This window comes from Clostridium sp. (genome assembly GCF_051650885.1).
Lineage (GTDB): Bacteria > Bacillota > Clostridia > Clostridiales > Clostridiaceae > Clostridium.
Map to the genome: position 1 here is coordinate 13355 of NZ_JBOFRG010000046.1, position 26345 is coordinate 39699.

Sequence of the window (26345 nt, forward strand, 5' to 3'; positions counted from 1 at the left end):
TGACAAATTATTCTGTATTTGGAGGAGTTTTTATGAATAAACCACAAAATAACTTGCAAGATATTTTTTTAAATGGTGCAAGAAAAAATAAAATCCCTGTAGAAGTTTATTTAACTAACGGGTATAAGTTAAAGGGATTTGTTAAAGGCTTTGATAATTTTATAGTAGTATTAGATTGTGATGGAAATGAAATGATGGTCTATAAACACGCAATTACTACTATAACACCAGGAATTCCAATCTTATTTACAAAAAATGATCAGTAATTGGTCTAAAATTAATGTAAATAGGCATAATCTTATGCCTATTTATTTTATTTAACTAGGATACATTAGGAGGCAATTTTATGTTAAAAGAAACAGAAAGATTTTTAAAGGAAAAATATAAAATACAAGACAATGCATTTAATTTATATGAACAAGCCCTAAAAGAAGTTCAACCTCAATTTGAGGAATTAGATATGATACGTGAATATAATCAACTTAAAATATTAAATGCATTTCAAAGTGAACGAATTAGTGATTCTCATTTTACTAATTCTACAGGATATGGATATGATGATATGGGAAGAGATGACTTTGATAAAGTTTATGCTAAAGTTTTTAATACTGAAGCTGCAATTGTAAGACCACATTTTGTAAATGGAACTCATGCTATTGGAACAGCTTTATTTGGGAATTTAAGACCTGGAGATACATTACTTACTATTTCTGGTCTACCATATGATACATTACATGGTGTAATTGGAATAGGAAGTAAAGCTAATAATATGGGGTCTTTACTTGATTATGGAGTTAAATATAGTCAAGTAGATCTTATTGATGATAGATATTTAGACTTAAATAAAATAGAAGAAGTTCTTTTAAAGGATAATTCTATAAAAGTAGTTCACATACAAAGAAGTACCGGTTATAGTACAAGGTATTCTCTTATGATTGAACAACTAAAGGAGGGTATTCAGTTAGTAAAAAAACTTCGCCCTGATGTTATTGTCTTTGTTGACAATTGTTATGGTGAACTTGTTGATATTTATGAGCCTACTGATTTTGGGGCAGATATTATGGCAGGATCATTAATAAAAAATATTGGTGGTGGTATTTCTCCAACAGGTGGATATATTGTAGGTAAAAAAGAATTTGTTGAAAATGCATCCTATAGGTTAACTGTTCCTGGAATTGGTGGTGAATGTGGCGCAACATTAGGTGTGATGAGAACACTTATGCAGGGATTATTTTTAGCTCCACAAGCGACTATGGAAGCAGTTAAAGGTGCAATTTTCCTAGCAAAACTTATGGAACTTGCAGGATATGAAACTAAACCAGCATCTACAGATAAAAGAACTGATATAGTTCAATCTATTATATTCGGTTCTGAAGAACCTTTATGTAATTTTATAAAAGGAATTCAAGAAGGTGCGCCAATAGATTCATTTGTAAGTTGCGAAAAAGCGCCTATGCCTGGATATGAAGATGAAATTATCATGGCTGCTGGTTCATTTATACAAGGTGCAACAATTGAACTATCAGCAGATGCTCCTATAAGAGAGCCATTTATTGCATATATTCAAGGTGGATTAACATTTGATCATGCAAAAATTGGAGCATTAATTGCATTAAATAAGGTTCTTAATAATTAATTTTTTAAAACTGAGGTGAGGCCTCAGTTTTTTTTTGCGTTCAAAACTTCTTTAATGAAATTAAAAAATTGTCGATAAATAACTAAAGAAAAATATGGAAAATAATACCATTGTTATTTATAATGTAAATAACTTCGAATTTTACATAACTATTTAAATGTTCAATAATTTTAAGGAGATAAACATGGTTAATGATTACGATAAATATTTATTTCATGAAGGAAAATGTGTAACTGCATATAATTTTATGGGAGCACATTTGCGAATTGAAAATAAAAAACATGGCGCTAGATTTACAGTGTGGGCACCAAATGCTAAAAGAGTTTCAATAATTGGAAGTTTCAATAATTGGAATGATAATGATCTATATAATTTACAGAAAATAAGTAATACGGGCCTTTGGAGTGGGTTTTTTATAGGCAATTTTAAAAATGCCTTATATAAATTTAAGATTTTAAGTGCTACAAATGAAATTTTAATAAAAGCCGATCCATTCTCTAGAAAATCTGAACTTCGTCCAAATACTGCATCTATCATAACTGCTAAAAGTAAATATAAATGGACTGACACTAGTTGGAGATTAAACAACCTTAAAACTATAAATATTCACAAGCAACCTATGAATATTTATGAAGTTCACTTAGGTTCATGGAAAAAACAGGGTGATAAATTTCTTTCATATAGAGAATTAGCAGATGTTTTACCACAATATATTTCAGAGATGGGATATACTCATGTCGAAATTCTTCCTATTATGGAACATCCTTTAGACGAATCTTGGGGATATCAGGTAACTGGATTTTATTCACCCACAAGCCGTTATGGGGATATAGATGATTTTAAACACTTAATTAATACATTTCATCTTAAAAATATTAAGGTTATTTTAGATTGGGTACCAGGCCATTTTTGTAGGGATAGTCATGGACTAGCCTATTTTGACGGTTCACCTTGTTTTGAATATACAGAAAACTGGAAGGCAGAGAATAGAGGCTGGGGAACATTAAACTTTGATTTAGGAAGACCAGAAGTTCGTAGCTTTTTAATTTCAAATATAAATTATTGGATTACAGAATTTCATATAGATGGATTTAGAATGGATGCCGTTACTAACATGCTTTATTTAAGCTATGATCGATTGGATTCAGAATGGTATTCAAATGCAGATGGAACTGATATAAATTATGATGGAGTAAATTTCTTTAAAGAAATTAACGCTTATGTTTTGAAAAAATACCCCTATGTAACTCTATGTGCAGAAGAATCTACAACCTTTAAAAATATTTCCCATCCTATATGTGATGGTGGTCTTGGCTTTCATTTCAAATGGAATATGGGATGGATGAATGATTCATTAAAGTATATAGAAATTGATCCTATATATAGAAAATATCATCACGAAAAGCTTAATTTTTCTATGAGTTATAATTATTCAGAAAATTTTATACTTCCTTTATCCCATGATGAAGTTGTTCATGGAAAAAAGTCATTATTAAATAAAATGTGTGGAAACTATTTTAATAAATTTGCTAGTTTACGAGCATACATGATTTATAAAATGGGGCATCCAGGGAAAAAGCTTTTATTTATGGGAAGTGAATTTGGACAATTTATTGAATGGAATATATCAAAGCAACTAGATTGGCATCTCCCAGAAGAATACCCAATGCATAAGGATACGCAAGTTTTTTTCAAATCACTAAATTATTTTTATAAAGATAATTATGAACTTTGGATCAAAGACTATGAGCTAGATGGTTTCACTTGGATTGATGCAGACAATAGAAATCAAAGTGTATATAGTTTTATAAGATATGGAGATTTAGTTGATGGAATTTTGATTTTTATAATAAATTTTACCCCTGTAGGATATGAAGAATATGAAATTGGAATTCCTAAAAAAGGAATTTATAAAGAAGCTTTTAATAGTGATGATAAAGCATATGGTGGAATGGGCAACTTAAACTTAAATATTTTGAAAAGTTTCTCAAAATCTACTCATGGATTTTCTAATACTATAAAAATAAAAATTCCACCAATGAGTGGAGTTATTTTAAGATATGGAGGAGATAATATATGAAGCTATTGTTTGTTGCAACAGAGGCATATCCATTTATACGAACTGGTGGATTAGGAGATGTTATTGGAGCGTTGAGCAAAGAACTTGCTCAAAATAAATTAGATGATATACGAGTTATAATACCTAAGTATAAAGACATAAAAAATATTTATAAAGACAGTTTTACTCACTTAAAACATATTTTTGTAAATGTTGGTTGGAGACACCAATATTGTGGAATTGATATGTTAAAGAAAGATAATATTACTTTTTATTTTATAGATAATAAATATTATTTTGATAGAGATGGCTTATATGGATTTTTTGATGATGGAGAACGCTTTGCATTTTTTGATAGGGCTGTGCTTGATATTTTAAATTCACTAAATTGGTTTCCAGATATTGTTCACTGCAATGATTGGCAATGTGGGATGATTCCTGTTCTCTATAAATTAGAATATCGTCATAAAGATAACTATAGAAACATTAAATTTATCTATTCTATCCATAACATTTTATTTCAAGGAAACTTTGATAAAACTATGCTGGGGGAACTATTTGGTTATGATATGGAGCAATTTAATAATGGAATGCTCGAGTTTCATGGTGGGATTAGCTATATGAAGGGAGGCATAAATTATTCTGATAAAGTGTTAACAGTTAGTGAGAGTTATGCTAAAGAAATTCAGACCCCTGAATATGGTGAGAATTTAGATGGATTATTAAGAAGTAAACGCTTTAATATTCGTGGTATTTTAAATGGAATTGATTTTGATGAATATAATCCTGAAACTGATCCACATATAAATCTAAACTATTCTTGTGAAACATTAGAAAATAAAATTAAAAATAAGCTAGAATTACAAAAAGAGCTTTCATTAGAGGTAAATAAAGATATTCCTTTTATTGGACTTGTAACTAGATTAACTTCACAAAAGGGATTAGATTTATTAATGGAAAGTATTGAAGATATTATTTCTCAAAATATTCAATTAGTTATCTTAGGAAAAGGTGAATCTATTTATGAAGAATTTTTCAATAATCTAGAGATTAAATATCCAAATAAAGTTAGAACAAAATTGCTTTTTGACAATAATCTTTCACATAGAATTTATGCAGGAATAGATATATTTTTAATGCCTTCTAAGTTTGAACCTTGTGGATTAGGCCAACTCATAGCTTTAAGGTATGGTTCTATTCCTATTGTTAGAGCAACAGGAGGATTAAAAGATACTGTAATACCATATAACAAATATGAAAATACAGGGAATGGTTTCAGTTTTAAAAATTATAGTTCAACTGAATTTACTAATAGTATTTTATATGCATTAGAGATTTATAAAAATACAAGACTGTGGAAAAATTTAATTAAAAGAGCAATGTTATCAGATAATAGCTTTGAAAAGGCAGCTAAAATCTATAAGGAATTATATTTAAGCTTAATTTAATTAATAAAATTTATTTTTAAAATTAATTTATTAATTATTGTAATATATATAACTCAACTTAAATATACTTAATATACGTAAGAGTATTTAGTGAAATTTTTTATAATATACATTAAATTTTAGATGGAAGGGTGACTTTTATGAGAGTAAATGATAAAGAAATTGTTGGTATGATACTTGCAGGGGGACAAGGAACTAGATTAGGAGTATTAACAGAGAAACTAGCTAAACCTGCTGTTCCTTACGGTGGAAGATATAGATTAATTGATTTTCCATTAAGTAATTGTGTTAATTCTGGAATAGATACTGTAGGTGTTGTTACACAATATAAACCTAAGGCTATATATAAACATATTGGAGATGGACAGGCTTGGGATTTAAAAAAGGTTGATGAAGCGGGAGTAAGTTTTTTACCACCATATACAGAAAATGATAAAGATAATTGCTATACTGGAACTGCAAATGCTATTTATCAAAATATAGAATATATTGATAAATATAATCCTGAATATGTTTTAATTCTTTCAGGAGATCATATTTATAAAATGGATTATACTGAAATGTTAGACCACCATAAAAAAATGCATGCTGATGCAACAATTGCTGTTCTTGAAGTTCCAATGGATGAAGCAAGTAGGTTTGGAATAATGAATACAAATGAAGATAGTACTATATATTCATTTGAAGAAAAACCTGAAATACCACAAAGTAATAAAGCTTCTATGGGAATATACATTTTTACATGGGATGTATTAAAAAAATATTTAATCGATGATGAACAAATATCAAATTCAAGCCATGATTTTGGTAAGGATGTCATTCCAATGATGTTAAATGATAATAAAAAAATGGTTGCATTCTCATTTAAAGGTTATTGGCGAGATGTAGGAACTGTTGAGAGTCTTTGGCAAGCAAATATGGACCTTTTAAGCAATGAATGTGAGCTTAGTGTAAATGATAAATGGAAAATTTCATCTGCCAATGTTTCTGAATATGAAAAATGTCAAATAAGTAAAACTGCAATTATAAGAAACTGTATTTTAGGCGATGAATGTGAAATAGACGGATGTATAGATAATAGTATTCTTTCTTCTGGCGTTAAAATTGGCGAAGGAGCTGTTGTAGAAAACTCGGTTATATTAGCAAATACCGTAATAGAACCTTACGCAATTATAAGTAATGCTATTATTGGCTGTGATTCTATAATAAAAGAAAGAACTGTTATTGTTGAAAAAGATAATATAACAGTTGTTGGTCCTAAAAGAATTGTGTCTGAAAATAGTAATCTTGAAAAAATAGAAATTTTAAAAAAATCTAAATCAAAAGAAAAAGTTGTTTTAGTATAATAAAAATAATTTAGTAAATTGGTATTGATTTAAATTAGTAATCCAATAACCCCTGTAGAAAATTCTTTTCTACAGGGGTTATTTTAGATTTAGAAACCTTTTTAATAGTAATTATAAGAATTAAATTAGAAATTTAATTCTTATAGAATTTTAGAGAATCTTTGAGTATTTAAATAAAATCAAGAGCTAATTCTTAATAATCAAACTTAAAGGTATTGAGAATCAAAAGATCAAAAAGATTATGAAATTGCTTTAAATTATAAAAAGAATATAATCAATTTATAGTAAATTAAAGGAGTTTGAGGATAATATGAGAATAATTGGGTTGATAGTTTTACTAGGAATATTTATTTTAATTTCAAAAATTTTAGGAGGATATTTTTATAAATTAATATTTTATAAATCTTCTAAAATTGATTTTGTTATGGATAAAATCGATAATTTCATTTACAAATTAGGTGGAATTAAAGGACGAGATATGAACTGGAAACAATATGGACTGGCCATGCTTTTAACTAATGCTGTAATGATATTAATTGGATTTATTATATTACTTTTTCAAGGAATGCTTACCAATGGCGAGAAAGGGTTAACATTAGATCTTATATTTAATATTGTTTCAAGTTTTATGACAAATACAAATCTTCAAAATTATACAGGTGAAGTAAACTTAACTAATCTTTCACAGATGATTGTGATTACAGTTTTTATGTTTACCTCAGCTGCAACAGGTTTCTCTGTACTTGGAGCGTGTATTCGTGGATTGACTGATAATAAAATCGGAAATTTTTTCAAAGATTTAGTTAGAATAATAACACGATTTTTAATTCCTGTTGCATTCCTTATGGCAATCTTTTTTATAAGTGAAGGTGTTCCACAAACCTTTGAAAGTTATAAGGCTATTGAAACAATTGAAGGTTCAACACAAACTATTGCATATGGACCTGTTGCATCTTTAGAAAGTATTAAACATTTAGGTACAAATGGAGGCGGCTTTTTTGGAGGAAATTCAGCACATCCTTTTGAAAATCCAACTCCCCTTACTAATTTAGTTCAAATGCTTGGAATGATGGTTGTTCCTGGCGCTTATATATTTATGTTTGGAAGAGCATGTAAAAATAAAAAGCAAGGTCGAGTAATTTTTATTTCTGTATTTGCTTTACTACTAGTTTCTTTAGCCATTATGATTTTAGGAGAAAATGCTGGAACCCCAGTACTTAATAATCTTGGAATCACAAATACATTAGGAAATATGGAAGGAAAAGAAGTACGATTTGGTGCTTTTGATTCGTCAGTTTTTTCAGTAATAACAACATCCTTTACAACTGGATCAGTAAATAATATGCATGAATCTTTAACACCAATAGGAATTTTTATAACCACATGGAATATGATGCTTAATACAATTTTTGGTGGTAAAGGTGTTGGATTAATAAATATCCTTATATTCTCTATTTTAGGAGTATTTATTTGTGGACTTATGATAGGAAGAACACCTGAATTTTTAAGAAAAAAAATTGAAGGAAGAGAAATGAAATTAATCTCTGCAATAATATTGATTCACCCTATTATAATTTTAGTTCCTACTGCACTAGCATTATTATTAGGTCAGAATTCTCTAGAAGGATTTCATGGCGTATCTCAAATACTATATGAGTATACCAGTGCAGCAGCTAATAATGGATCAGCCTTAGAAGGCTTAAAAGATTCAACTCTATTCTTTAATTTAACAACAGGAATAGTTATGTTATTTGGAAGATTTATTTCTTTAATTCTTATGCTAGCATTAGCAGGTGGATTAAAGAAAAAAAGAAAAATTTCTGAAGATAGTATTGGTTTTAGGACAGATACATTTTTATTTGGTGGCATCTTGATTGTAACTATTTTAATTATTGGTGCATTAACCTTTTTACCAGCCTTAGTTTTGGGGCCAATTACAGAAATTCTAATGTTATAAGAATTTAGGAGGTGTGATATGAAAAATACAAAAAATATATTTTCAAAAGAAATTATAAGTGAAGCTATTATAACTTCATTTAAAAAATTAAATCCAAAAGAAATGATTAAAAACATTGTTATGTTTGTAGTTTACATTTGTATGATAATAGCATTTATTTCAATATTTCTTACACACGAAAGTGAAAGAAACTATAGTATTGTAATTACATTAATTTTATTTCTTACAGTTTCATTTTCAAATTTTGCAGAAGCTATTGCTGAAGGACGTGGAAAAGCCCAGGCTAACTCTTTAAAACTTGCAAAAAAAGAAATTAAAGCAAAAAGACTTTCTGATACTGGTGAGTTAGAAATTATAGATGGAACAGAATTAAAAAAGGGGGACATTGTCTTAGTTGAAACTAATGATATTGTTCCTGGTGATGGTGAAGTTATAGAAGGTATTGCCTCAGTGAATGAAGCAGCTATTACAGGCGAATCAGCCCCTGTAATAAAAGAACCAGGTGGTGATTTTTCATCAGTAACAGGTGGTACGACTGTAGTTTCAGATTCTATTAAAGTTTTAATAACTTCAGATGCTGGTGAATCATTTATTGATAAAATGATTGCTTTAGTTGAAGGATCCTCTAGGAAGAAAACACCTAATGAGATTGCACTTAATACCCTATTAACAGCGCTAACTATTATATTTTTAATAGTTATTATAACCTTAAAACCAATAGCAAACTTTGTAAACATTGACTTAAGTATTCAAACTTTAATAGCTTTACTAGTTTGCCTTATTCCAACTACTATAGGAGGATTACTATCCTCTATTGGAATAGCTGGAATGGATAGAGTAACAAAATTTAATGTAATTGCTATGAGTGGAAAAGCAGTAGAAGCTTGTGGTGATGTTGATGTGATGATATTAGATAAAACTGGTACTATAACATTTGGAAATAGAATGGCAACAGAATTTATAGAAATAGCTGGAGTTTCTAAAGATGAATTAATTAAATATGCAGTTGTATCTTCAATAAAGGATGATACTCCTGAGGGAAAATCTATAGTTTTGCTTGGTGAAAAATTAGGTTTTAAATTTAATAGAGATGATTATGAATTTGCAACTGATATTCCATTTACTGCTCAAACTAAAAGTAGTGGTTTAATTTTAAACAATGGGCTAGTGGTTAAAAAAGGAGCATATTCTTCAATAGTAAAGTATATTAATGAATTGGGTAAATCTGAACCAACGGATTTAAAAGAAATTGTAGATAAAATTTCTAATCTAGGTGGCACACCACTTGTTGTTTGTACTTCGGAAAAAGTATTAGGAGTTGTTTATCTAAAAGATACTGTAAAACCAGGATTAGTTGAGCGATTTGAAACATTAAAGAAAATTGGAATAAAAACTATAATGTGTACTGGTGATAATGAATTAACTGCAAGAACAATTGCTAAAGAAGCAGGAGTTAGCGGATATATTGCAGAATGTACCCCTGAAGATAAGATAAATGTAATAAAAACAGAACAAGAAAAGGGTAGTATTGTTGCTATGACTGGTGATGGGACAAATGATGCACCTGCACTTGCAAAAGCAAATGTTGGTATTGCTATGAATTCAGGAACTATAGCAGCAAAAGAAGCTGCAAACATGATTGATTTAGATTCGGATCCAACTAAAATTATTGATATAGTATCAATAGGGAAACAGCTATTAATTACTAGAGGAGCGCTAACAACTTTTTCAATAGCAAATGATATAGCAAAATATTTCGCTATAATCCCAGCTATGTTTACTTTAGCAATACCTCAAATGGAAGCTTTAAATATAATGGCACTTTATTCACCTAAATCTGCTATTATTTCAGCATTAATTTTCAATGCTATTATCATTCCACTTTTAATTCCAATTGCATTAAAAGGAGTTAAATATAGGAATATTAAACCTGAAAGTTTATTGAAACGTAATCTTTTAATTTATGGACTAGGTGGTGTTATAGCTCCATTTATTGGTATCAAAATAATTGACTTATTAATAGCACCAATTCTATATTTTATTTAAAAGGAGATGAAAATTACTATGGATTATATAAAAAAAGCATTACGCTTATCACTAATTATGTTTATTTTATGTGGTGGATTATATAGTTTAGCTACTACTTTGATTGGACAAACTTTATTTCCTTATGAGGCAAATGGAAGTATTTTAAAAGTTAATAATAAAGAGGTTGGATCTGAATTAATAGGTCAACGTTTTACTGAAAAAAAATATTTTATGTCTAGAATCCCATCAACTGTAAACTATAATATTAACACAGAAACTCCCTCTTCTGGATCTGCTAATTTAAGTGTTTCTAGTAATGAGTTGAAGGAAAGGGCTCTCAATGATATACAAAACTTTTTAAAAGAAAACCCTACATTAAAGAAAAAGGATATTTCATCAGAGCTTATAACTGAATCAGGATCTGGTTTAGATCCACATATAACGCCAAGAGGAGCAGAGATACAAATAGATCGAATTAGCTCTGAAACTGGTATTTCAAAAAAAATCCTTTTAGATGTTATTGAAAAAAACATTGAAAAAAGTTCATTTGGTATGTATGGAGTAGAACGAGTTAATGTTTTAAAATTAAATATTTGTATAGATGAAATATTGAATAAATAGCTATTAATTAAAGGACATCCGTGAGGTGTCCTTTATTTTTTAAAATTTATTTATTTAAATGGAACTACAATTACCTCTGTATCTTTAACTCCTTCTAAAATTTTATTAATTAAAGAACCACGAAAGAAATTTTGAAATTTTGTTCTTTGGGAATGTCCTAAAATAAGCTTTGTAATGTGCTTTTCATTTGCAAATTGAATAATTTCACTGGATATATAGTTTCCTTCTAAAGAAATGACTTGTGCATGTAATTTAGTAGCAAGTTCAATATTTTCATTTAAAGAACCTAACATTTCCTCAGATATTTTAGGGGCAAAACCATGAGTTGAAGATACGTATACGCAGTAAAATTCACATTTATACTTTTTAGCCATACGTGCTCCCATCCTTATTAATCTTTTAGAGGATGGATTGCTTGAGATAGCAACCATAATTCTTTCTACAATTCTCCAATTATCATTCAAATTATGCTCAAATTTATATTTTTCAAGTTCCTCATCAACACCATCAGCAAGTTGCCTCAATGTAAGTTCTCTTAATGCTGTTAAATTTCCCTTTCTAAAAAAATTTTTTAACGAAGGAATTATTAATTCATTTCTATAAACATTTCCTCTTTTAACACGATTTCTAAGAGAATCTGGTGGTAAATCAATAACTACAACAGTAGCTATATCTATTATGGAATCTGGTACAGTTTCAGAAACCTTAACTCCTGTAATTTGAAATATTATATCATTTAAACTTTCTAGATGTTGAAGATTCAAAGTTGTATACACATTTATTCCATTATCCAAAATATCTAAAATATCCATATATCTCTTAGCATTTTTAGATCCAGTAATATTTGTATGTGCTAATTCATCTATGAGTATTACATCTGGAGCTACTTTAATTATTTCATCAATATTAACTTCCTCAAAAATTTTACCTTTATATAAAATTTTTTTATTTTCAATAAATGAAAGATTCTTTACTTGGTTATAAGTATCTTTTCTTCCATGATCCTCTAAATATCCAATCCAAACATTTTCCCCTCGGGCAAGTCTCCTATTTCCTTCATTTAGCATAGAATAAGTTTTCCCTACACCAGGTGCATATCCAAGAAAAATTTTTAATTCACCTCTATTTTTTCTATACATAATTAACTACCTCTTTATTAACTCTAGTTCTTTTGAAAATTTTAAAAATACTTCTGCTAAATCTCTATTATTAAGCTTATTTAGTATATTGCTAACTTCTAAATAGGATTCTGACTTTAAAGGATGTTTAAATAAAATATCACTTACTCTTTCTAGCTGAGTTACTTCATCTTTCTTAGATTCATTTAAGCTCTCTCCTAATACTTCTTCTAATGTTTTTTTCACTGTATTAGCTGAAAATGGCTTTTGAATATATGCAATAGCTCCAAGTTTAGTGGATTTAATAGCATTTTTTATTGTTCCAAATGCTGTCATTACTATTACTTTACAATGAAAATCCCTATTGCATATCTCTTCTAATAAGGTTATACCACTCATACCTGGCATTTTTATATCAATAAAGCAAATGTCAAAAATTTTTTCATCAATTAACTTTAGAGCCTCAAATCCATCCTGAGCAGTTGTTACATCAAACCCTTCCATTTCAAGAGTTTTAGATAACAATATTCGTATATTTTTAGTATCATCTACAACTAATATTTTGTTCAATTTTACCACCCCTTACTTTTCTTTACATTATAATAACTTAAAGCTATACTAAATACAATAAAAGTAGAAAATTTAGGAGAAATTTATGAAAATAATAAAACTTAGAATTGCTTTAATCATGATTATTTTTATAATAATTACAATTTTAAACGGAATAGGCACTGTATCACTTTTTTATGAACTCAAAGATTCAATAGAGAATATTTTGAATTCAAACCATGAAAGTATAGTTGCTGTGCAAGAGATGAACTGTGTTTTAGATGATATAAATAATCAACTTGTACAAGCAGTTTTGAATACAGGGAAAATAAATCAAAAATTTGATTTAAAAAAATTATATGAAAATCTTGAGAAAGAAAAAAAGAATATAACTGAAAAAGAAGAAGCCATTGTTGTAAAAGATTTAGAAGATAAACTGGAAATTTACAAAAAATTATTAAATGATTTTCGTATATCTTCTAATAAAAAAACTATTTATATTGAAGAAATTCTACCAATTTATAACTCAATAAAGTTAGAGCTAAATAGTATTTTTTCAATGAATCAACAATATTTAGTAAAAATGCAAAATAAGTCTGAAGAAATGGTGCAAAAATTTTATGGCTATAGTATAACTATTACAATTTCCATTTTATTTATTGTAATTATTATAAATGGATATCTTTTAAATAAGATTTTAACTCCTATTGAAGATTTAATTAAAGGAATTAAAGAAGTTAGTAGGGGAAATTTAAAATATAGGTTATCTTTAAAGAGAGATAAAGAAATGAATTTTATCTTAAAAGAGTTTAATATAATGGTTTCCAAATTATTTGACTATGAAAATATTAATATAAACAAACTTTTGCAAGAAAGTAAAAAATCTCAATCTATAATTGAAAGTATCGAATCTCCAATTTTAGTTACTAATAATAAAAATCAGGTGATTATGCTAAATAATAGTATGAAAAAACTTTTAGATATAGATAGGCCATGCTTACAAGAAAATTTTATGGATATAATTAAATTTAAAGAAATATGTGATGTTATAAAAAAATCTAGAGAATCAATTAATGAGATTAGCTATTTAGAAGAACTGGAGTTTAAAAATAGTCATCATTATAAAGTTATTGCAAACTCAATATGGTTCAATGGTTGTCAAAATATTGGGACTGTTATACTAATGCATGATATCACTAAATTCAAAGAATTAGATAAAATGAAAACAGATCTTTTAAATACTATATCCCATGAATTTAGAACACCACTTACCTCTATTTCTATGGCAGTCGATATACTTATGTCTAATAAGAATACTTATGATGAAGAGTTATTATTCATCATAAAAAATGAAGGTGAAAATTTGAATAATCTTGTTGAAGAGTTATTATTTTTATCTAAATTAGAAAACAAAAAAATATTAATGAATATCCAAGACACTTCTCTTAAAGAAATTGAAATAGATATATTAAAAAAATTCAAACTTCAAATAAAAGAAAAAAATATAAATTTCATTATAAATTTTAAAGATGAATTTATTCCATGTGATAAAGAAAAATTTAAATGGGTCTTAAATAATTTGATAAGTAATGCACTTAGATATGTAGATATGCATGGCACTATAGAACTTTCATGTATAATAGATGAAAAGATTAGAATTACAGTGGCTGATGATGGAATTGGAATTACTGAAGAAGATTTGCCATTTATTTTTAGTAAATTTTTTCAAACAGGTGAAAACGAAGGTTCTGCTGGCCTTGGATTGGCTATTTGTAAAGAAATTATTGATGAGCATAATGGAATGATTTCTGTTCAGAGTCAAATAAATAAAGGAACAATTTTTACTATTTTATTAGATAAATAACATTCTTGAAGACAGACTAACCTTTACAATAAAAGTTTTGACGTATATAATTACTTTAAAAATAAAATATTTGTTTACTAGGTTTATATGATATTTTTCAAAATTCTATCATATGATTAAAAGGGAAAATGGTTAAAATCCATTACAGCCCCCGCTACTGTATTTGCAGACGATGTTCTAATAAAACCACTAAAGATTTTCTTTGGGAAGGAAGAATAAAGGATGAAGCATAAGTCAGGAGACCTGCCTAATAAAAAAGAAATACTAAACTTCGGTGGGAAGAAAGGATTTTATTTATCTAATTTTTATAAGATTAGATTTTTTATAGAATACTTAAGCACCCTAAAAAGGGTGTTTTTTTATTATAGTTAAAAAAGTTTTTTAAATTTAAAGGAGCCTATTATGAAAAAAGCTATTATTGTTGTTAGTTTTGGAACAAGCTATCAAAATGCATTTAAAAATTCAATTGAAAAAATAAGGAGTGATATAAAAAAAGAATTTCCAGAATATGATCATTTTCTGTCATTTACTGCTCATATGATTATAAAAAAAATGAAGGATGTTTATAATATCCATATAGATACGCCTGAAGAAACATTAAATAATTTATATAAGCTTGGCTATGAAGAAGTTATAATGCAACCTCTTCATATTATTCCAGGAGAAGAGTTTGATTATATAAAAAATGTACAAGAGAATTTTAAAGATAAGTTTAAAAGTTTAAAGGTTGGAAGACCAATTCTTTATTATCAAGGAATTGAAGAGGTTGATTTTGATTATTCTCTATTTATAGATTCAATAAAAGATATTTTAGATAGTAATAAAAATGTAGTATTTTTTGGACATGGCACTTCACATCCAGCAAGCTCAGCATATAGTTGTCTTCAAGTAGTTTTAGAAGAGGAAGGTTATGATAATGCTTTTGTTGGAACAGTAGAGGGACATCCTACTTTAGACAGTGTTATAAAAAGATTAAAAAGAAGAAGCATAAAAGAAGTTTTATTGTTGCCTTTAATGGTTGTGTGTGGTGATCATGTTTTAAATGATATGGCATCTGATGATGAAGATTCTTGGAAAAGTATTTTAGAAGCTAAAGGAATAAAGGTAAATCTTTTCTTAAAGGGACTTGGTGAAATTGAAGCTTTTAGAAACCTTTATGTAAAAAGAGTACATCAAACTATTAATGATACCTTTAAAGGTATTGGTGAAACAAAGAAGGGAAAGAAAAATGAAAACTTTAGTCTTATCATCTAATAAAAGTGGCGGTGGAAAAACTACTTTTACACTTGGGCTTATGAAGGCATTAAAAAATAGGGGTTATAATATTCAGGGATTTAAATCAGGACCTGATTATATAGATCCAGCTTTTCATAGAAAAGTTACAGGAAAAGATTCAAGAAACTTAGATCTCTTTTTAATGGGAGAAGAAGGCTTTAAAGAATCCTTTAATAGGGGAAGTGGGGACTTTGCAATTATTGAAGGTGTTATGGGACTTTATGATGGCAAAGGCATTAGTGATGAATTTTCAACCTTTAATACATCGCAGGCATTAAATAATGCTCCTATCATTTTAATTCTTTCACCTAAAGCCCAAAGTTTAACTTTTTGTGCTGAGCTTAAAGGATTACTAGAATTTAGAACTGCCAACATAAAAGGTATTGTATTAAACAATATAAATAAAATGTACTATCTTTTACTTAAAAAATTAATTGAGGAAAATTTAAATATAGAAGTTTTTGGATTTATTCCATCTACAGAAGATTTAAGTTTAAAATCTAGACATTTAGGACTTATTCAAAGTGTGGAGGTTTTAGATTTAGATGAAAAAATAGAACTTTGCGCAGAGCTTATAGAAAAAAATATTGATATGGAAAAGTTAATAAATTCTTTTGAAGACATTAATTTAACAAAATCAAAGCTAACTGTATTTAAAGATTTTAATATTTCACCTAAAAAGAAAATCGGAATAGCCTTTGATAAGGCATTTAATTTTTATTATAAAGAGAATATAGAATGCTTAGAAGCACTTGGAGAAATAATTTACTTTAGCCCACTAAAAGATAAACATCTTCCTGAAAATTTAGAATTTCTTTATATAGGTGGTGGCTATCCTGAAATATTTAAAGAAGAATTATCTAGAAATAAGAGTATGTTAAATTCTATAAAGGCAGAGCTTCAAAATGGTCTTCCTTGTTATGGTGAATGTGGTGGATTCATGTATTTAACTGAAGAAATAGATGGCTTTGAGATGGTTGGATTTTTTAAAGGCAAATCATTTATGACAGATAAATTAAATAACTTTGGATATGCTCATATAGATTTTCGAGGAATGAGGATAAATTGTCACGAATTTCATAAATCTAAGACAGAAACTGCTGAAAATCCAGTATTTAATATAAGTAAAGAAAATTATTCAGGCACTCTAAAAACTTGGAAATGTGGATATGAAAAAAATAATACCTTAGCAGGCTATCCACATGTACACTTTTTTAGCAATATAAAATTTCTTGAATATATATTACGACTATAAAAATTAAAATAATATATTTTAATTTTACTAATATGAAAAGAGGAGAAAAATGAGTTATATAAAAAATCCAATGGATATTGAAAATAGAAGTTTCCAAATTATCGGTGAGGAAATGGGAGAGAGTAATTTTTCAGATGATGAATTAAAAATCGTAAAGAGAGTTATTCATACAACAGCAGACTTTGAATATAAAGATTTAATCCAAATAAGCCCTACTGCAATAGAAGAAGGCGTTAAAGCATTAAAAAAAGGAGCAAAAATATATACTGATACTAATATGGCTTTATCAGGTATTAATAAAATGGCTCTAAATAAATTAAATAGCAATGTAATTTGTTATGTAAATGAAGAGAGAGTTCATAAGGAAGCTAAAGAAAGAGAAATAACTCGTTCTATGGCTGCAGTAGAAATAGCAGCAAATGAAGATGTAGATATATTTGTGTTTGGAAATGCTCCAACAGCACTTTTTAAGCTTAAAGAGCTTATAAATGATGGAGAAGCTAGTCCAAAACTTATAATTGGTGTTCCAGTGGGATTTGTAGGTGCCGCAGAAAGTAAAGAAAACTTAGATGAATTAAATATACCCTATATAACTATTAATGGAAGAAAAGGTGGAAGCACAGTAGCAGCAGCTATTGTAAATGCATTAATGTATATGTGTGTAGATAGATAAAATGTTAGATTTATATATTGAAGCTGATGGGAAAAAATTAAGATGTGGTTATACTACGGGTTCAACTGCTGCTGCTGCATCAAAAGCAGCTACATTTATGCTTTTTAATCCTGATATAAATTTAGAATTTATAGAAATAGATACACCAAAGGGAATTAGGTTAAACCTTAAAATAAACTCAGTAGAAAAAGGTAAGAATTATGTTTCAGTCTCTATATTAAAAGATGGTGGAGATGATGTTGATGCTACAGATGGAATAGCTATTTTTTCTACTGTAGTAAAAGAAAAATCTGGATTTTATTTAACAGGTGGAGAAGGCGTCGGTTTTGTAACAAGAGATGGTCTTTCCGTCAAAAAAGGTGAGTATGCTATAAACCCAGTTCCAAGAAAAATGATAAAAAAAGAAGTTTTAGAAGTTCTTCCAAAAGGAATTGGTGTTTCCATAACCATATCGGTTCCTGAAGGCCGTGAAATAGCTAAAAAAACTTTTAACCCACGACTTGGCATAGAAGGTGGTATTTCAATACTTGGAACAACAGGAATAGTAGTTCCAATGTCTGAAGATGCTATAAAGGAGTCTATTAATATAGAGATTAAACAAAAAGCTAAGGAAAATAAAAGAATAGTTTTAACTTTTGGAAATATAGGCGAAAAATGTGCTATTGACTTAGGATTTAAAGAAGAGGAAATTGTTATTATTTCAAACTTTGTAGGTTTCTGTTTAGAAAAGGCAAAAGCTATGAAAGTTTCAGAAATAATTTTAGTTGGGCATATAGGTAAACTTAGTAAGGTTGCTTATGGATGTTTTAATACACATAGTAGAATTTCTGATGTTAGGCTTGAGGTTATAGCATTAGAACTATTTCTTTTAGGATATAATCGAGAATTTGTATCTACAATAATGGAAGAGAAAACAAGTGAAGGAGCGGTTAAAGTCCTAGGTGATGGTTTTGAAAAACTTTATTTTAATATAGGTGAAAAAATAAAAAAAAGAATGTCTATTTATACATATGATGAAGTAAAATGTCATGCTGTAATGTATAGTGGATATTCAGCCTATAATATTTTATATAATTCTTTAGAAAAATCTCAAATAGAACCTGAAAATTTTTAAAAATAAAAGGAAAATTTAAAATATGATTTATGTTGTTGGTATAGGTCCAGGGCATAGGGATTATATACTCGGAAAAGCTATAAAAACTTTAGAAAATGCGGATAAAATTATAGGCTTTTCTAGAGCTATAGATGCAGTGGATTTTATAAATAATAAAAAAGAAAAAATAGAAAGTCTTTTAGAAATAATAAAGAGAGTAGAAGAATTTAATGGAGATATTGCAATAGTTGCGTCAGGCGATCCTACATTTTTTGGAGTATCTTCTTATATAAATAAAAAGACAACAAAAGAAGTTAAAGTTATTCCAGGGCTTAGTGCTTTTCAGTATATGACAAGTGTATTAAATAAATCTTGGAGTTTTGCCTATACAGGAAGTATGCATGCAAGAGAAGATTCTTTTATAGAGAAAATAAAAGAAAATAAATTAAGTATTTGGCTTTGTGACAAAAAAAATACACCAAATAAATTATGTGAGAGCCTTTTAAATTTAGATTGTAATATCTATATTGGAGAAAATCTATCTTATGAAAATGAGAAATTAGTTTTTGGAAAGCCAAAAGATTTTATAAAAGAAGAGTTTAGTGATATGAGTATTCTTATGGTTGAAATAATAGAGAAAAACTAATATCGACTAAAAGATATTCAATAAAAGGTAAAAATTACCTAAAAAGCTACGCAATGAAAGGAAAAATTATGATTTTGATAAAAGATAATGAATTTTTAAGAGGAGACTGCCCTATGACTAAAGAAGATATAAGAGCTTTAGCTATATGGAAAATGGATCTTCGAGAAGACTCAAAAATTTTAGATGTTGGAGCAGGAACTGGAACTATAACTGTTCAAGCAGCTCTTATAGCAAATAAAGGATTAGTTTATTCTATTGAAAGGGATTTACCTGCAATAGAAACTACAAAAAAAAATATAGAAAAGTTTAATTGTAAAAATATAATTTTAGATAAAGGTGAAGCTATAGAAATTTTAGATAGATACAAAAAGGAAGGGAATACCTTCAATTCTATTTTTATAGGTGGTTCTGGTGGAGATTTAGAAGGAATCATTGAGAGATGTCATAATATTTTAAAACCATCTGGAACTCTTGTTATGAACTTTATAACATTAAATAATTCCTATATCGCAATGGAAAAGTTGAAGTCTTTAGGATATACACTAGATGTATCTTTAGTTAATATAAGTAAAAATAGAGGTCAAAGCTATATGATGATTGCAGGTAATCCAATCTATATAGTTAAATGTATTAAAGGAGAATAAAGTTATGGCAAAATTATATGGAATAGGTGTAGGACCTGGTGATAGTGAACTTATTACTGTTAAGGGAGTTCGCGCTATAGAGAATAGTCATGTTATAGTTGCACCAACTGGAACTGAAGGTGGCGAAAGTATCGCCTTAAATACAGTTAAAGAATATATAAAAGAAGGAACTGAAGTCTTTATAAAACATTTTCCTATGGGTGGAAAAGATAAAGAAGTTAAAGTAAAAGAAGCCTATGATTTAATTGAAGAAAAGCTTAGAGAAGGAAAAACTGTAAGTTTTTTAACTATAGGGGATCCATTTGTATATAGCACATATATTCATCTTTTAAAGCAAATGGAAGAAAAACATTTCACTGTAGAAACAGTACCAGGAATAACTTCTTTTTGTGCATCAGCTAGTATTGTAGGAAGAACTATAGTTGTTGGAGATAATAGACTTACTGTAATGCCAGCGACTAAGATACATGAAATAACTGATGAAAAATATGTAGTTGTAATGAAAGTGTACAAGCGTGAAGAAGAAGTTTTAAATCTTTTAGAAGAAAAGGGATTTAATTATGTTTATGTAAGTCGTGCAGGACGTGAAGGTCAGCTTATTTTAGAAGATAAAGAGGAAATACTAAAATGTAGAGACTATATGTCATTAATTTTAGCAAGTAAGGAGTAGATAAAAAATGGTTTATTTTATAGGTGCAGGTCCGGGAGATGTTGATTTAATTACTGTTAAAGGAAGAGATATACTTTCTAAAGCAGATATTGTTATATATGCAGGTTCATTAGTCGCTAAAGAACATATGGATTTTTGTAAATCGGATACAAAAATTTACAATTCAGCTAAAATGACTTTAGAAGAAGTTATATCTGTTATGGAAAAGAATAAAGATACAGTTATAGTACGACTTCATACAGGTGACCCATCAATATATGGTGCTATAAAAGAGCAAATGGATGAATTAGATAAACTTGAAATTTCTTATGAGGTAGTACCAGGAGTTAGTTCTTTTGTGGCAGCAGCATCTTCTATAAAAAAAGAATTTACTCTTCCATCAGTAACTCAAACAGTTATTTTAACAAGAGTAGAAGGCAGAACACCAGTACCAGAAACAGAAGATTTAGAAAGACTTGCAAGTATTGGAGCTTCAATGGCATTATTTCTTTCTATAAGTATGATAGATAAAGTTGTAGAAAAGCTTAGACGTGGTTATGGAAGAAATGTTCCTATAGCTGTTATTGAAAGAGCTACTTGGGAAGATGAGAGAATATTAATTGGAACACTAGATGATATAAGTGAAAAAGTTAAAGCATGTGGAATAACTAAATGTGCTCAAATTTTAGTTGGAGACTTTATAGACTGTGAATATGAAAAAAGTCTTTTATATGATAAGAAATTTACTCATATGTTTAGAAAAGGAATAGAATAATGCTTTGTATTATAAGTGTAACTAAAAAAGGTGATAATATAGCAAAATCATTAGCTAAAGAATTTAATGGAGATTTAGTTTTAAAATCAGAAATGGAAAGTTTTAAACTTGGAGAAGAGGCAAAAAAAGCTTTTAAAAATTATGAAAGAATAGTTTTTGTTTCTTCTACAGGAATTGCAGTTAGAGCTATAAATGGATTAATGGAAAGTAAGGATAGGGACCCCTGTGTAATTGTAGTAGATGTTTGTAATACTTTTACAATAAGTCTTCTTTCAGGTCATTTAGGTGGTGGAAATTATTTAACATCTAAAATTGCTAAATTTTTAAACAATACACCTGTTATAACTACAGCTACAGATAATATGGGAAAAGATGCACCAGATATAGTAGCTTTAGAAAATAATTTAACTATAGATTCTTTAAAAAAAGCTAAAGTATTTGCAAGCCGTCTTGTAAATGAGGAAGATGTTTATTTTTATGATGAGAAAGAAATAATTTCTCTTCCTAAAGGTTATATAAAAACTAAAGAAATAAAATCATGGACATTAGCTGTAACTAACAAAAATATAAATAAAAGTGATGTGTTATGTCTTATAAGAAAAAATATTATATTAGGAATAGGTTGTAAGCGAAATACAGAACCAGAAAGGCTAGAAAAAATAGTTTTAGCTAGATTAGAAAGCTTAAATATAAATCCACTAAGTGTAAAAACTATCTCTTCAATAGATCTAAAAAAAGATGAAGAAGCTATTTTAAAATTAGCAGAAACTCTTAACGCAGAACTTGAATTTTTCACTAAAGAAGAAATAGGCCTGTATCATAATAAATATGAAGGTAGTGATTTTGTAGAAAAAATTACAGGAGTAAGATGTGTGAGTAGTCCTGTTATTGATCTTTTAAATGGAAAAATTATAAGAAATGTAGAAAAAATTAATGGAATAACTCTTACTATAGGAATAGTAAATTAGAAATTTATAAAATTAAAGGAGAAATAAATATGGGGAAATTATTTGTTGTTGGAATAGGTCCTGGTGGACTTGAACATATGACGTTAAAAGCTTTAGAAGCCATAAAAGAATGTGATGTAATTGTAGGATATACAAAATATATAGATATGATAAAACCTATTATAGAAGATAAAGAAATCTTTATGACTGGTATGAGAGGAGAAGAGGCTAGATGTATTGAAGCGTTAAAGCTTGCTAAAGATAAAAAAGTAGCTTTAGTAAGTACTGGAGATGCCGGCATTTATGGAATGGCTGGTCTTATATTAGAACTTAAAGAAGATGAGGATGTGGAAATAATTCCAGGACTTACGGCATCAAGTGCAGCAGGTTCAGTAGTTGGAGCACCTCTTATGCATGATAACTGTAATATAAGTTTAAGTGATCTAATGACTCCTTATGAAACTATTAAAAAGAGAGTTCGAAATGCAGTTGATGCAGATTTTATAATTTCTTTGTATAATCCAAGAAGTAAAGGGAGACCTCATTATTTAAGAGAGTGCATTGAAATTATCAGAGAATATAGAAATGATGAAACTCCAGTTGCAGTAGTAAGACATGCACTTAGAGATGGACAAGAGTGGACTATATTTAATCTTGGGAATTTTAATGAAGAAATAGTTGATATGTTTTCTATAGTTATAGTTGGAAATTCTCAAAGTTATGTTAAGGATGGGAAATTTATAACTCCAAGAGGATATAAATTATGCTAGGATTTGTTCTAGGGACAGGTGAAGGGGGAGAGATTTTAAGAGAAGTAAATAAGTTTACTTCAAATATATTTGTTTCAACTGCAACTAAATATGGAGGAGAGCTTTTAAAGAATAACAAAATAAAAGTTTTAAATACAAAACCTTTAGACTTAGAGGGTTTTAAAACTGCTATAAAAAAAAATAATATAAAAATTTTTGTAGATGGAACTCATCCTTATGCAAGTGAGGCTTCAAAAACTATAATTAAAGCTTGTGAAGAGATGAATATTGCTTATGTAAGATATGAAAGAAAAAGTTTTTTTGATGAATTTAATCATAAAAATATTATACGAATAGATTCTTATGAAGAATTAAAAGAAGCCGTTGAAAATATAGATGGAACAATTTTAAATACTACAGGAAGTAATAATGCATTAGTAATTCATAATTTAAATTTGAAAAATAGAATTATACATAGAATTCTTCCTATGTGGCAAGTTTTAAAAAAATTAACTGAAGGTGGAATAGATTTAGGTGATATAATAGCTATAAAAGGACCTTTTTCTATAGAGTTAAATAGAGGGATTATTAAAGAGTATAATATAAAAGCTATTATAACTAAAGACAGTGGTATAGAAGGTTCAGTAGACTCTAAAGTAAATGCTATATTAGAAGCTAATGGAAAAATAATTTTAATAAATAAGCCAAAGATACAATATCAGAATGAATTTTCATGTATAAAAGATATGATTTCCTTTATAAAAGAAAATTTTGATTATTAAAAGAGAGTGGGTGATTTCTATCCACTTTATTTATTTAAATATTTTAATAGAAGCCTTAGTTTAAGAATAGTATATAATAAAATTAATACTTAATAAGGGGAGATTTTTTTGATTAAAAATAAAAGCTTAAGAAGGCACATTGATAGTATAAAAGAAACAGATAAAGAAATTATGCAAGAAGCAAAAAGGTATATAGATAATTTAGCGAAGCCACTTGGAAGCTTAGGTGAACTTGAAAATATTGCAATAAAGCTTAGTTCAATAACAGGAAAAGTTAAAAATAAAATTAAAAAAAAGGGAATCATTATAATGTGTGCAGATAATGGTGTTGTAGAAGAAAATATAGCTTCTGCACCACAATATGTAACTCTTGCACAAACAAAGCACTTTCTAAAGGGTGGAACTGGGGTTGCAGCCCTTGCTAAAGAAAATAATACTGACTTAATAGTAGTTGATATTGGAATAAATTCAGATGAAAAAATAGAAGGTGTTATAGATAGAAAAATTAGAAAAGGGACAAACAATTTATATAAAGAAAGTGCTATGACTAAAGAAGAGGTTTATAAGGGAATAGAAATAGGAATAGAAATAGCTGAAAAAGCATATAAAGATGGTTATGAAATACTTGGAGTTGGAGAGATGGGCATAGGAAACACAACAACCTCTTCAGCAGTTTTATGTGCACTTTTAGATGAAAAGATAGAAAATGTTGTAGGAAAAGGTGGGGGAATTACAGAAAAGAGTTTTAGAAAGAAAAAAGCAGTAATAAAATGGGCATTAAAAAGAGTTGATAATGAAGATATTATAGAAATTTTATCAGAAGTTTCAGGATTTGATATCTGCGGAATGGTAGGAGTATTTTTAGGAGGAGCTAAATTTAAAATCCCTGTTGTAATAGATGGATTTATTTCAGTAGTAGCAGCACTTGTTGCCTGTAGGCTTAATCCTTTAGTCAAAGAATATATATTTCCATCACATAAATCCTTTGAAATTGGGTATGATTTAGCTATAAAAGAATTAGATTTAACACCAATTTTAAGCCTTAATATGAGACTTGGAGAAGGTAGTGGGTGTCCACTTGCTTTTTCAATTATAGATTTTGCAAATAGTATGGTAAATAATATGGGAAGCTTTGAAGAGGCAAATATAGATAACTCATATTTAGATACTGTAAGAGAGGAAAAAAATTATAAGGTATGATTATTTTTATAAGTGGTGGTTCAAAAAGTGGTAAGTCAAAAATAGGTGAAGACTTTAGTAAAAAACTTCATAAAAGTGGAGATTTAATATACTTAGCTACAATGAAACCAATGGGAAATGAAGATTTAGAAAGAATAGAAAATCATAAAAAAGATAGAATAGGAACAGAATTTAAAGCATATGAAATGCAGCAAGATATTTTAAAGTTAAAGGAAGTTATAAAAAGAGAAGACACAGTATTATTAGACTCTTTAACATCTCTTATGGCAAATGAAATGTTTAAAGGAGAGCTTTTATTAGAAGAAGAACGGGTTTCTAAAGGTATTAATGAGAAAATATTTTCAGAAATAGAAGAGTTAAGCAAAGATGTGAAAAATTTAATAGTAGTATCCGATTATATTTTTTCAGAAGCAATAGTATACGATAAAATGACTGAAGAATATAGAAAAAATTTGGGATATTTAAATAGAAAAGTTTCAGAGATTGCAGATATATCTATTTATGTAACTTATGGAATGATTGAAATATTTAAAGGAAAGAGGAAACTTAAACATGAAGGGCTTATTTAATGCTTTTAACATGAATATTGGAATGTTTACTATTTTGCCTCCATTTAAAAAGGTATGGGATGAAAATTCAGGAAAGCATATGATGAAGCTTTACCCATTAATAGGGCTTATAATAGGACTTATTTGGTATGCAGGAGCAGTCTTTTTAAAGCTTGTGGGAGTTCCTAAAATGTTATTAAGTGCATTAGTTCTAGGAATACCATTTTTCTTAACAGGATTTTTGCATTTAGATGGATTTATGGATGTATGTGATGCAGTTTTATCAAGAAGAGATAGAGAAACTATGTTAAAAATACTTAAAGATTCAAGAGTTGGAGCTTTTTCAGTTATATCATTAGTATTTCTCTTGATAATAGAGTTTTCAAGTTTAAATGAAATAGTTATGCATAATGGGAAATTAAAGTTTTTAATATTAATTCCACTTATATCAAGAAGTATAGTTGGATATTTTTTAATAAAGGA

25 protein-coding genes and 1 riboswitch are annotated in these 26345 nt (G+C 28.2%); of the genes, 23 read left to right on the plus strand and 2 right to left on the minus strand.

The window, feature by feature from the left end; all coding sequences use genetic code 11:
- The first annotated feature begins 32 nt into the window (after window positions 1–32).
- The 8 genes from hfq to kdpC all read left to right on the plus strand — a co-directional run bounded on the left by hfq (window position 33) and on the right by kdpC (window position 11095).
- Window positions 33–266 (plus strand): RNA chaperone Hfq, encoded by a 234-nt coding sequence (gene hfq, locus ACRC28_RS02250; protein ID WP_438541832.1) that lies wholly within the window; start codon window positions 33–35, stop codon window positions 264–266.
- Between the two features lie 80 nt (window positions 267–346).
- Window positions 347–1636 (plus strand): aminotransferase class I/II-fold pyridoxal phosphate-dependent enzyme, encoded by a 1290-nt coding sequence (locus tag ACRC28_RS02255; RefSeq protein ID WP_438541833.1) that lies wholly within the window; start codon window positions 347–349, stop codon window positions 1634–1636.
- A 184-nt stretch (window positions 1637–1820) separates the two neighbouring features.
- The gene (gene glgB / locus ACRC28_RS02260) at window positions 1821–3716 is read left to right on the plus strand and encodes a 1,4-alpha-glucan branching protein GlgB (protein ID WP_438541834.1); all 1896 of its coding nucleotides are present in this window, start codon (window positions 1821–1823) and stop codon (window positions 3714–3716) included.
- Window positions 3713–5143: a glycogen synthase GlgA gene (gene glgA, locus ACRC28_RS02265; RefSeq protein WP_438541835.1), complete on the plus strand. Its 1431-nt coding sequence runs from the start codon at window positions 3713–3715 to the stop codon at window positions 5141–5143. Before glgB ends, glgA begins: the two co-directional genes overlap by 4 nt.
- A gap of 140 nt (window positions 5144–5283) precedes the next feature.
- Entirely contained in the window at window positions 5284–6489 is a 1206-nt protein-coding gene (locus ACRC28_RS02270) for a glucose-1-phosphate adenylyltransferase (protein ID WP_438541836.1), read from the plus strand.
- Between the two features lie 310 nt (window positions 6490–6799).
- Window positions 6800–8446 (plus strand): potassium-transporting ATPase subunit KdpA, encoded by a 1647-nt coding sequence (gene kdpA / locus ACRC28_RS02275; protein WP_438541837.1) that lies wholly within the window; start codon window positions 6800–6802, stop codon window positions 8444–8446.
- 18 nt (window positions 8447–8464) lie between these two features.
- Window positions 8465–10492: a potassium-transporting ATPase subunit KdpB gene (gene kdpB, locus ACRC28_RS02280; protein WP_438541838.1), complete on the plus strand. Its 2028-nt coding sequence runs from the start codon at window positions 8465–8467 to the stop codon at window positions 10490–10492.
- A gap of 18 nt (window positions 10493–10510) precedes the next feature.
- Window positions 10511–11095, plus strand: coding sequence for a potassium-transporting ATPase subunit KdpC (gene kdpC, locus ACRC28_RS02285; RefSeq protein WP_438541839.1), 585 nt, complete (start codon window positions 10511–10513; stop codon window positions 11093–11095).
- A gap of 50 nt (window positions 11096–11145) precedes the next feature.
- On the opposite strand, the gene ACRC28_RS02290 is transcribed toward kdpC, so the two are convergent.
- Window positions 11146–12234, minus strand: coding sequence for a sensor protein KdpD (locus ACRC28_RS02290; protein WP_438541840.1), 1089 nt, complete (start codon window positions 12232–12234; stop codon window positions 11146–11148).
- Window positions 12235–12240: 6 nt separating this feature from the next.
- Entirely contained in the window at window positions 12241–12783 is a 543-nt protein-coding gene (locus ACRC28_RS02295; RefSeq protein WP_438541841.1) for a response regulator, read from the minus strand.
- Window positions 12784–12868: 85 nt separating this feature from the next.
- On the opposite strand from ACRC28_RS02295, the gene ACRC28_RS02300 reads away from it, so the two are divergent.
- The 15 genes from ACRC28_RS02300 to ACRC28_RS02370 form a co-directional block, all read left to right on the plus strand.
- Window positions 12869–14626 carry an ATP-binding protein gene (locus tag ACRC28_RS02300; protein ID WP_438541842.1) on the plus strand — a complete coding sequence of 586 codons (1758 nt, stop codon included), beginning with the start codon at window positions 12869–12871 and terminating at the stop codon, window positions 14624–14626.
- Window positions 14627–14688: 62 nt separating this feature from the next.
- Window positions 14689–14891, plus strand: a riboswitch (cobalamin riboswitch).
- Window positions 14892–15028: 137 nt separating this feature from the next.
- Window positions 15029–15880: a sirohydrochlorin cobaltochelatase gene (locus tag ACRC28_RS02305; RefSeq protein WP_438541843.1), complete on the plus strand. Its 852-nt coding sequence runs from the start codon at window positions 15029–15031 to the stop codon at window positions 15878–15880.
- On the plus strand, window positions 15855–17156 hold the full coding sequence (locus ACRC28_RS02310) for a cobyrinate a,c-diamide synthase (protein WP_438541844.1): 1302 nt from the start codon (window positions 15855–15857) through the stop codon (window positions 17154–17156). The genes ACRC28_RS02305 and ACRC28_RS02310 overlap by 26 nt, the downstream gene beginning before the upstream one ends.
- Window positions 17157–17205: 49 nt before the next feature.
- On the plus strand, window positions 17206–17829 hold the full coding sequence (locus ACRC28_RS02315) for a precorrin-8X methylmutase (RefSeq protein WP_438541845.1): 624 nt from the start codon (window positions 17206–17208) through the stop codon (window positions 17827–17829).
- A 1-nt stretch (window position 17830) separates the two neighbouring features.
- A complete protein-coding gene (gene cbiD, locus ACRC28_RS02320) occupies window positions 17831–18943 on the plus strand; it encodes a cobalt-precorrin-5B (C(1))-methyltransferase CbiD (RefSeq protein WP_438541846.1) in 1113 nt (370 codons plus the stop codon).
- Window positions 18944–18965: 22 nt separating this feature from the next.
- Entirely contained in the window at window positions 18966–19568 is a 603-nt protein-coding gene (cbiE, locus tag ACRC28_RS02325; RefSeq protein ID WP_438541847.1) for a precorrin-6y C5,15-methyltransferase (decarboxylating) subunit CbiE, read from the plus strand.
- A gap of 68 nt (window positions 19569–19636) precedes the next feature.
- A complete protein-coding gene (gene cbiT, locus ACRC28_RS02330) occupies window positions 19637–20212 on the plus strand; it encodes a precorrin-6Y C5,15-methyltransferase (decarboxylating) subunit CbiT (RefSeq protein ID WP_438541848.1) in 576 nt (191 codons plus the stop codon).
- A gap of 4 nt (window positions 20213–20216) precedes the next feature.
- The gene (locus tag ACRC28_RS02335) at window positions 20217–20882 is read left to right on the plus strand and encodes a cobalt-factor II C(20)-methyltransferase (RefSeq protein WP_438541849.1); all 666 of its coding nucleotides are present in this window, start codon (window positions 20217–20219) and stop codon (window positions 20880–20882) included.
- A 7-nt stretch (window positions 20883–20889) separates the two neighbouring features.
- Entirely contained in the window at window positions 20890–21636 is a 747-nt protein-coding gene (gene cobM / locus ACRC28_RS02340; protein ID WP_438541850.1) for a precorrin-4 C(11)-methyltransferase, read from the plus strand.
- On the plus strand, window positions 21636–22604 hold the full coding sequence (gene cbiG, locus ACRC28_RS02345; RefSeq protein ID WP_438541851.1) for a cobalt-precorrin 5A hydrolase: 969 nt from the start codon (window positions 21636–21638) through the stop codon (window positions 22602–22604). Before cobM ends, cbiG begins: the two co-directional genes overlap by 1 nt.
- 29 nt (window positions 22605–22633) lie before the next feature.
- On the plus strand, window positions 22634–23353 hold the full coding sequence (gene cobJ, locus ACRC28_RS02350; RefSeq protein ID WP_438541852.1) for a precorrin-3B C(17)-methyltransferase: 720 nt from the start codon (window positions 22634–22636) through the stop codon (window positions 23351–23353).
- Complete coding sequence (locus ACRC28_RS02355; protein WP_438541853.1) at window positions 23347–24114, plus strand: cobalt-precorrin-6A reductase; 768 nt, start codon at window positions 23347–23349, stop codon at window positions 24112–24114. Before cobJ ends, ACRC28_RS02355 begins: the two co-directional genes overlap by 7 nt.
- A gap of 111 nt (window positions 24115–24225) precedes the next feature.
- Window positions 24226–25314, plus strand: a complete 1089-nt coding sequence (cobT, locus tag ACRC28_RS02360; protein WP_438541856.1) for a nicotinate-nucleotide--dimethylbenzimidazole phosphoribosyltransferase — start codon at window positions 24226–24228, stop codon at window positions 25312–25314.
- Complete coding sequence (locus ACRC28_RS02365; protein WP_438541854.1) at window positions 25311–25883, plus strand: bifunctional adenosylcobinamide kinase/adenosylcobinamide-phosphate guanylyltransferase; 573 nt, start codon at window positions 25311–25313, stop codon at window positions 25881–25883. The genes cobT and ACRC28_RS02365 overlap by 4 nt, the downstream gene beginning before the upstream one ends.
- The coding region (locus ACRC28_RS02370) for an adenosylcobinamide-GDP ribazoletransferase (RefSeq protein WP_438541855.1) at window positions 25867–26345 on the plus strand (479 nt) is incomplete at its 3' end. The genes ACRC28_RS02365 and ACRC28_RS02370, both read left to right, overlap by 17 nt.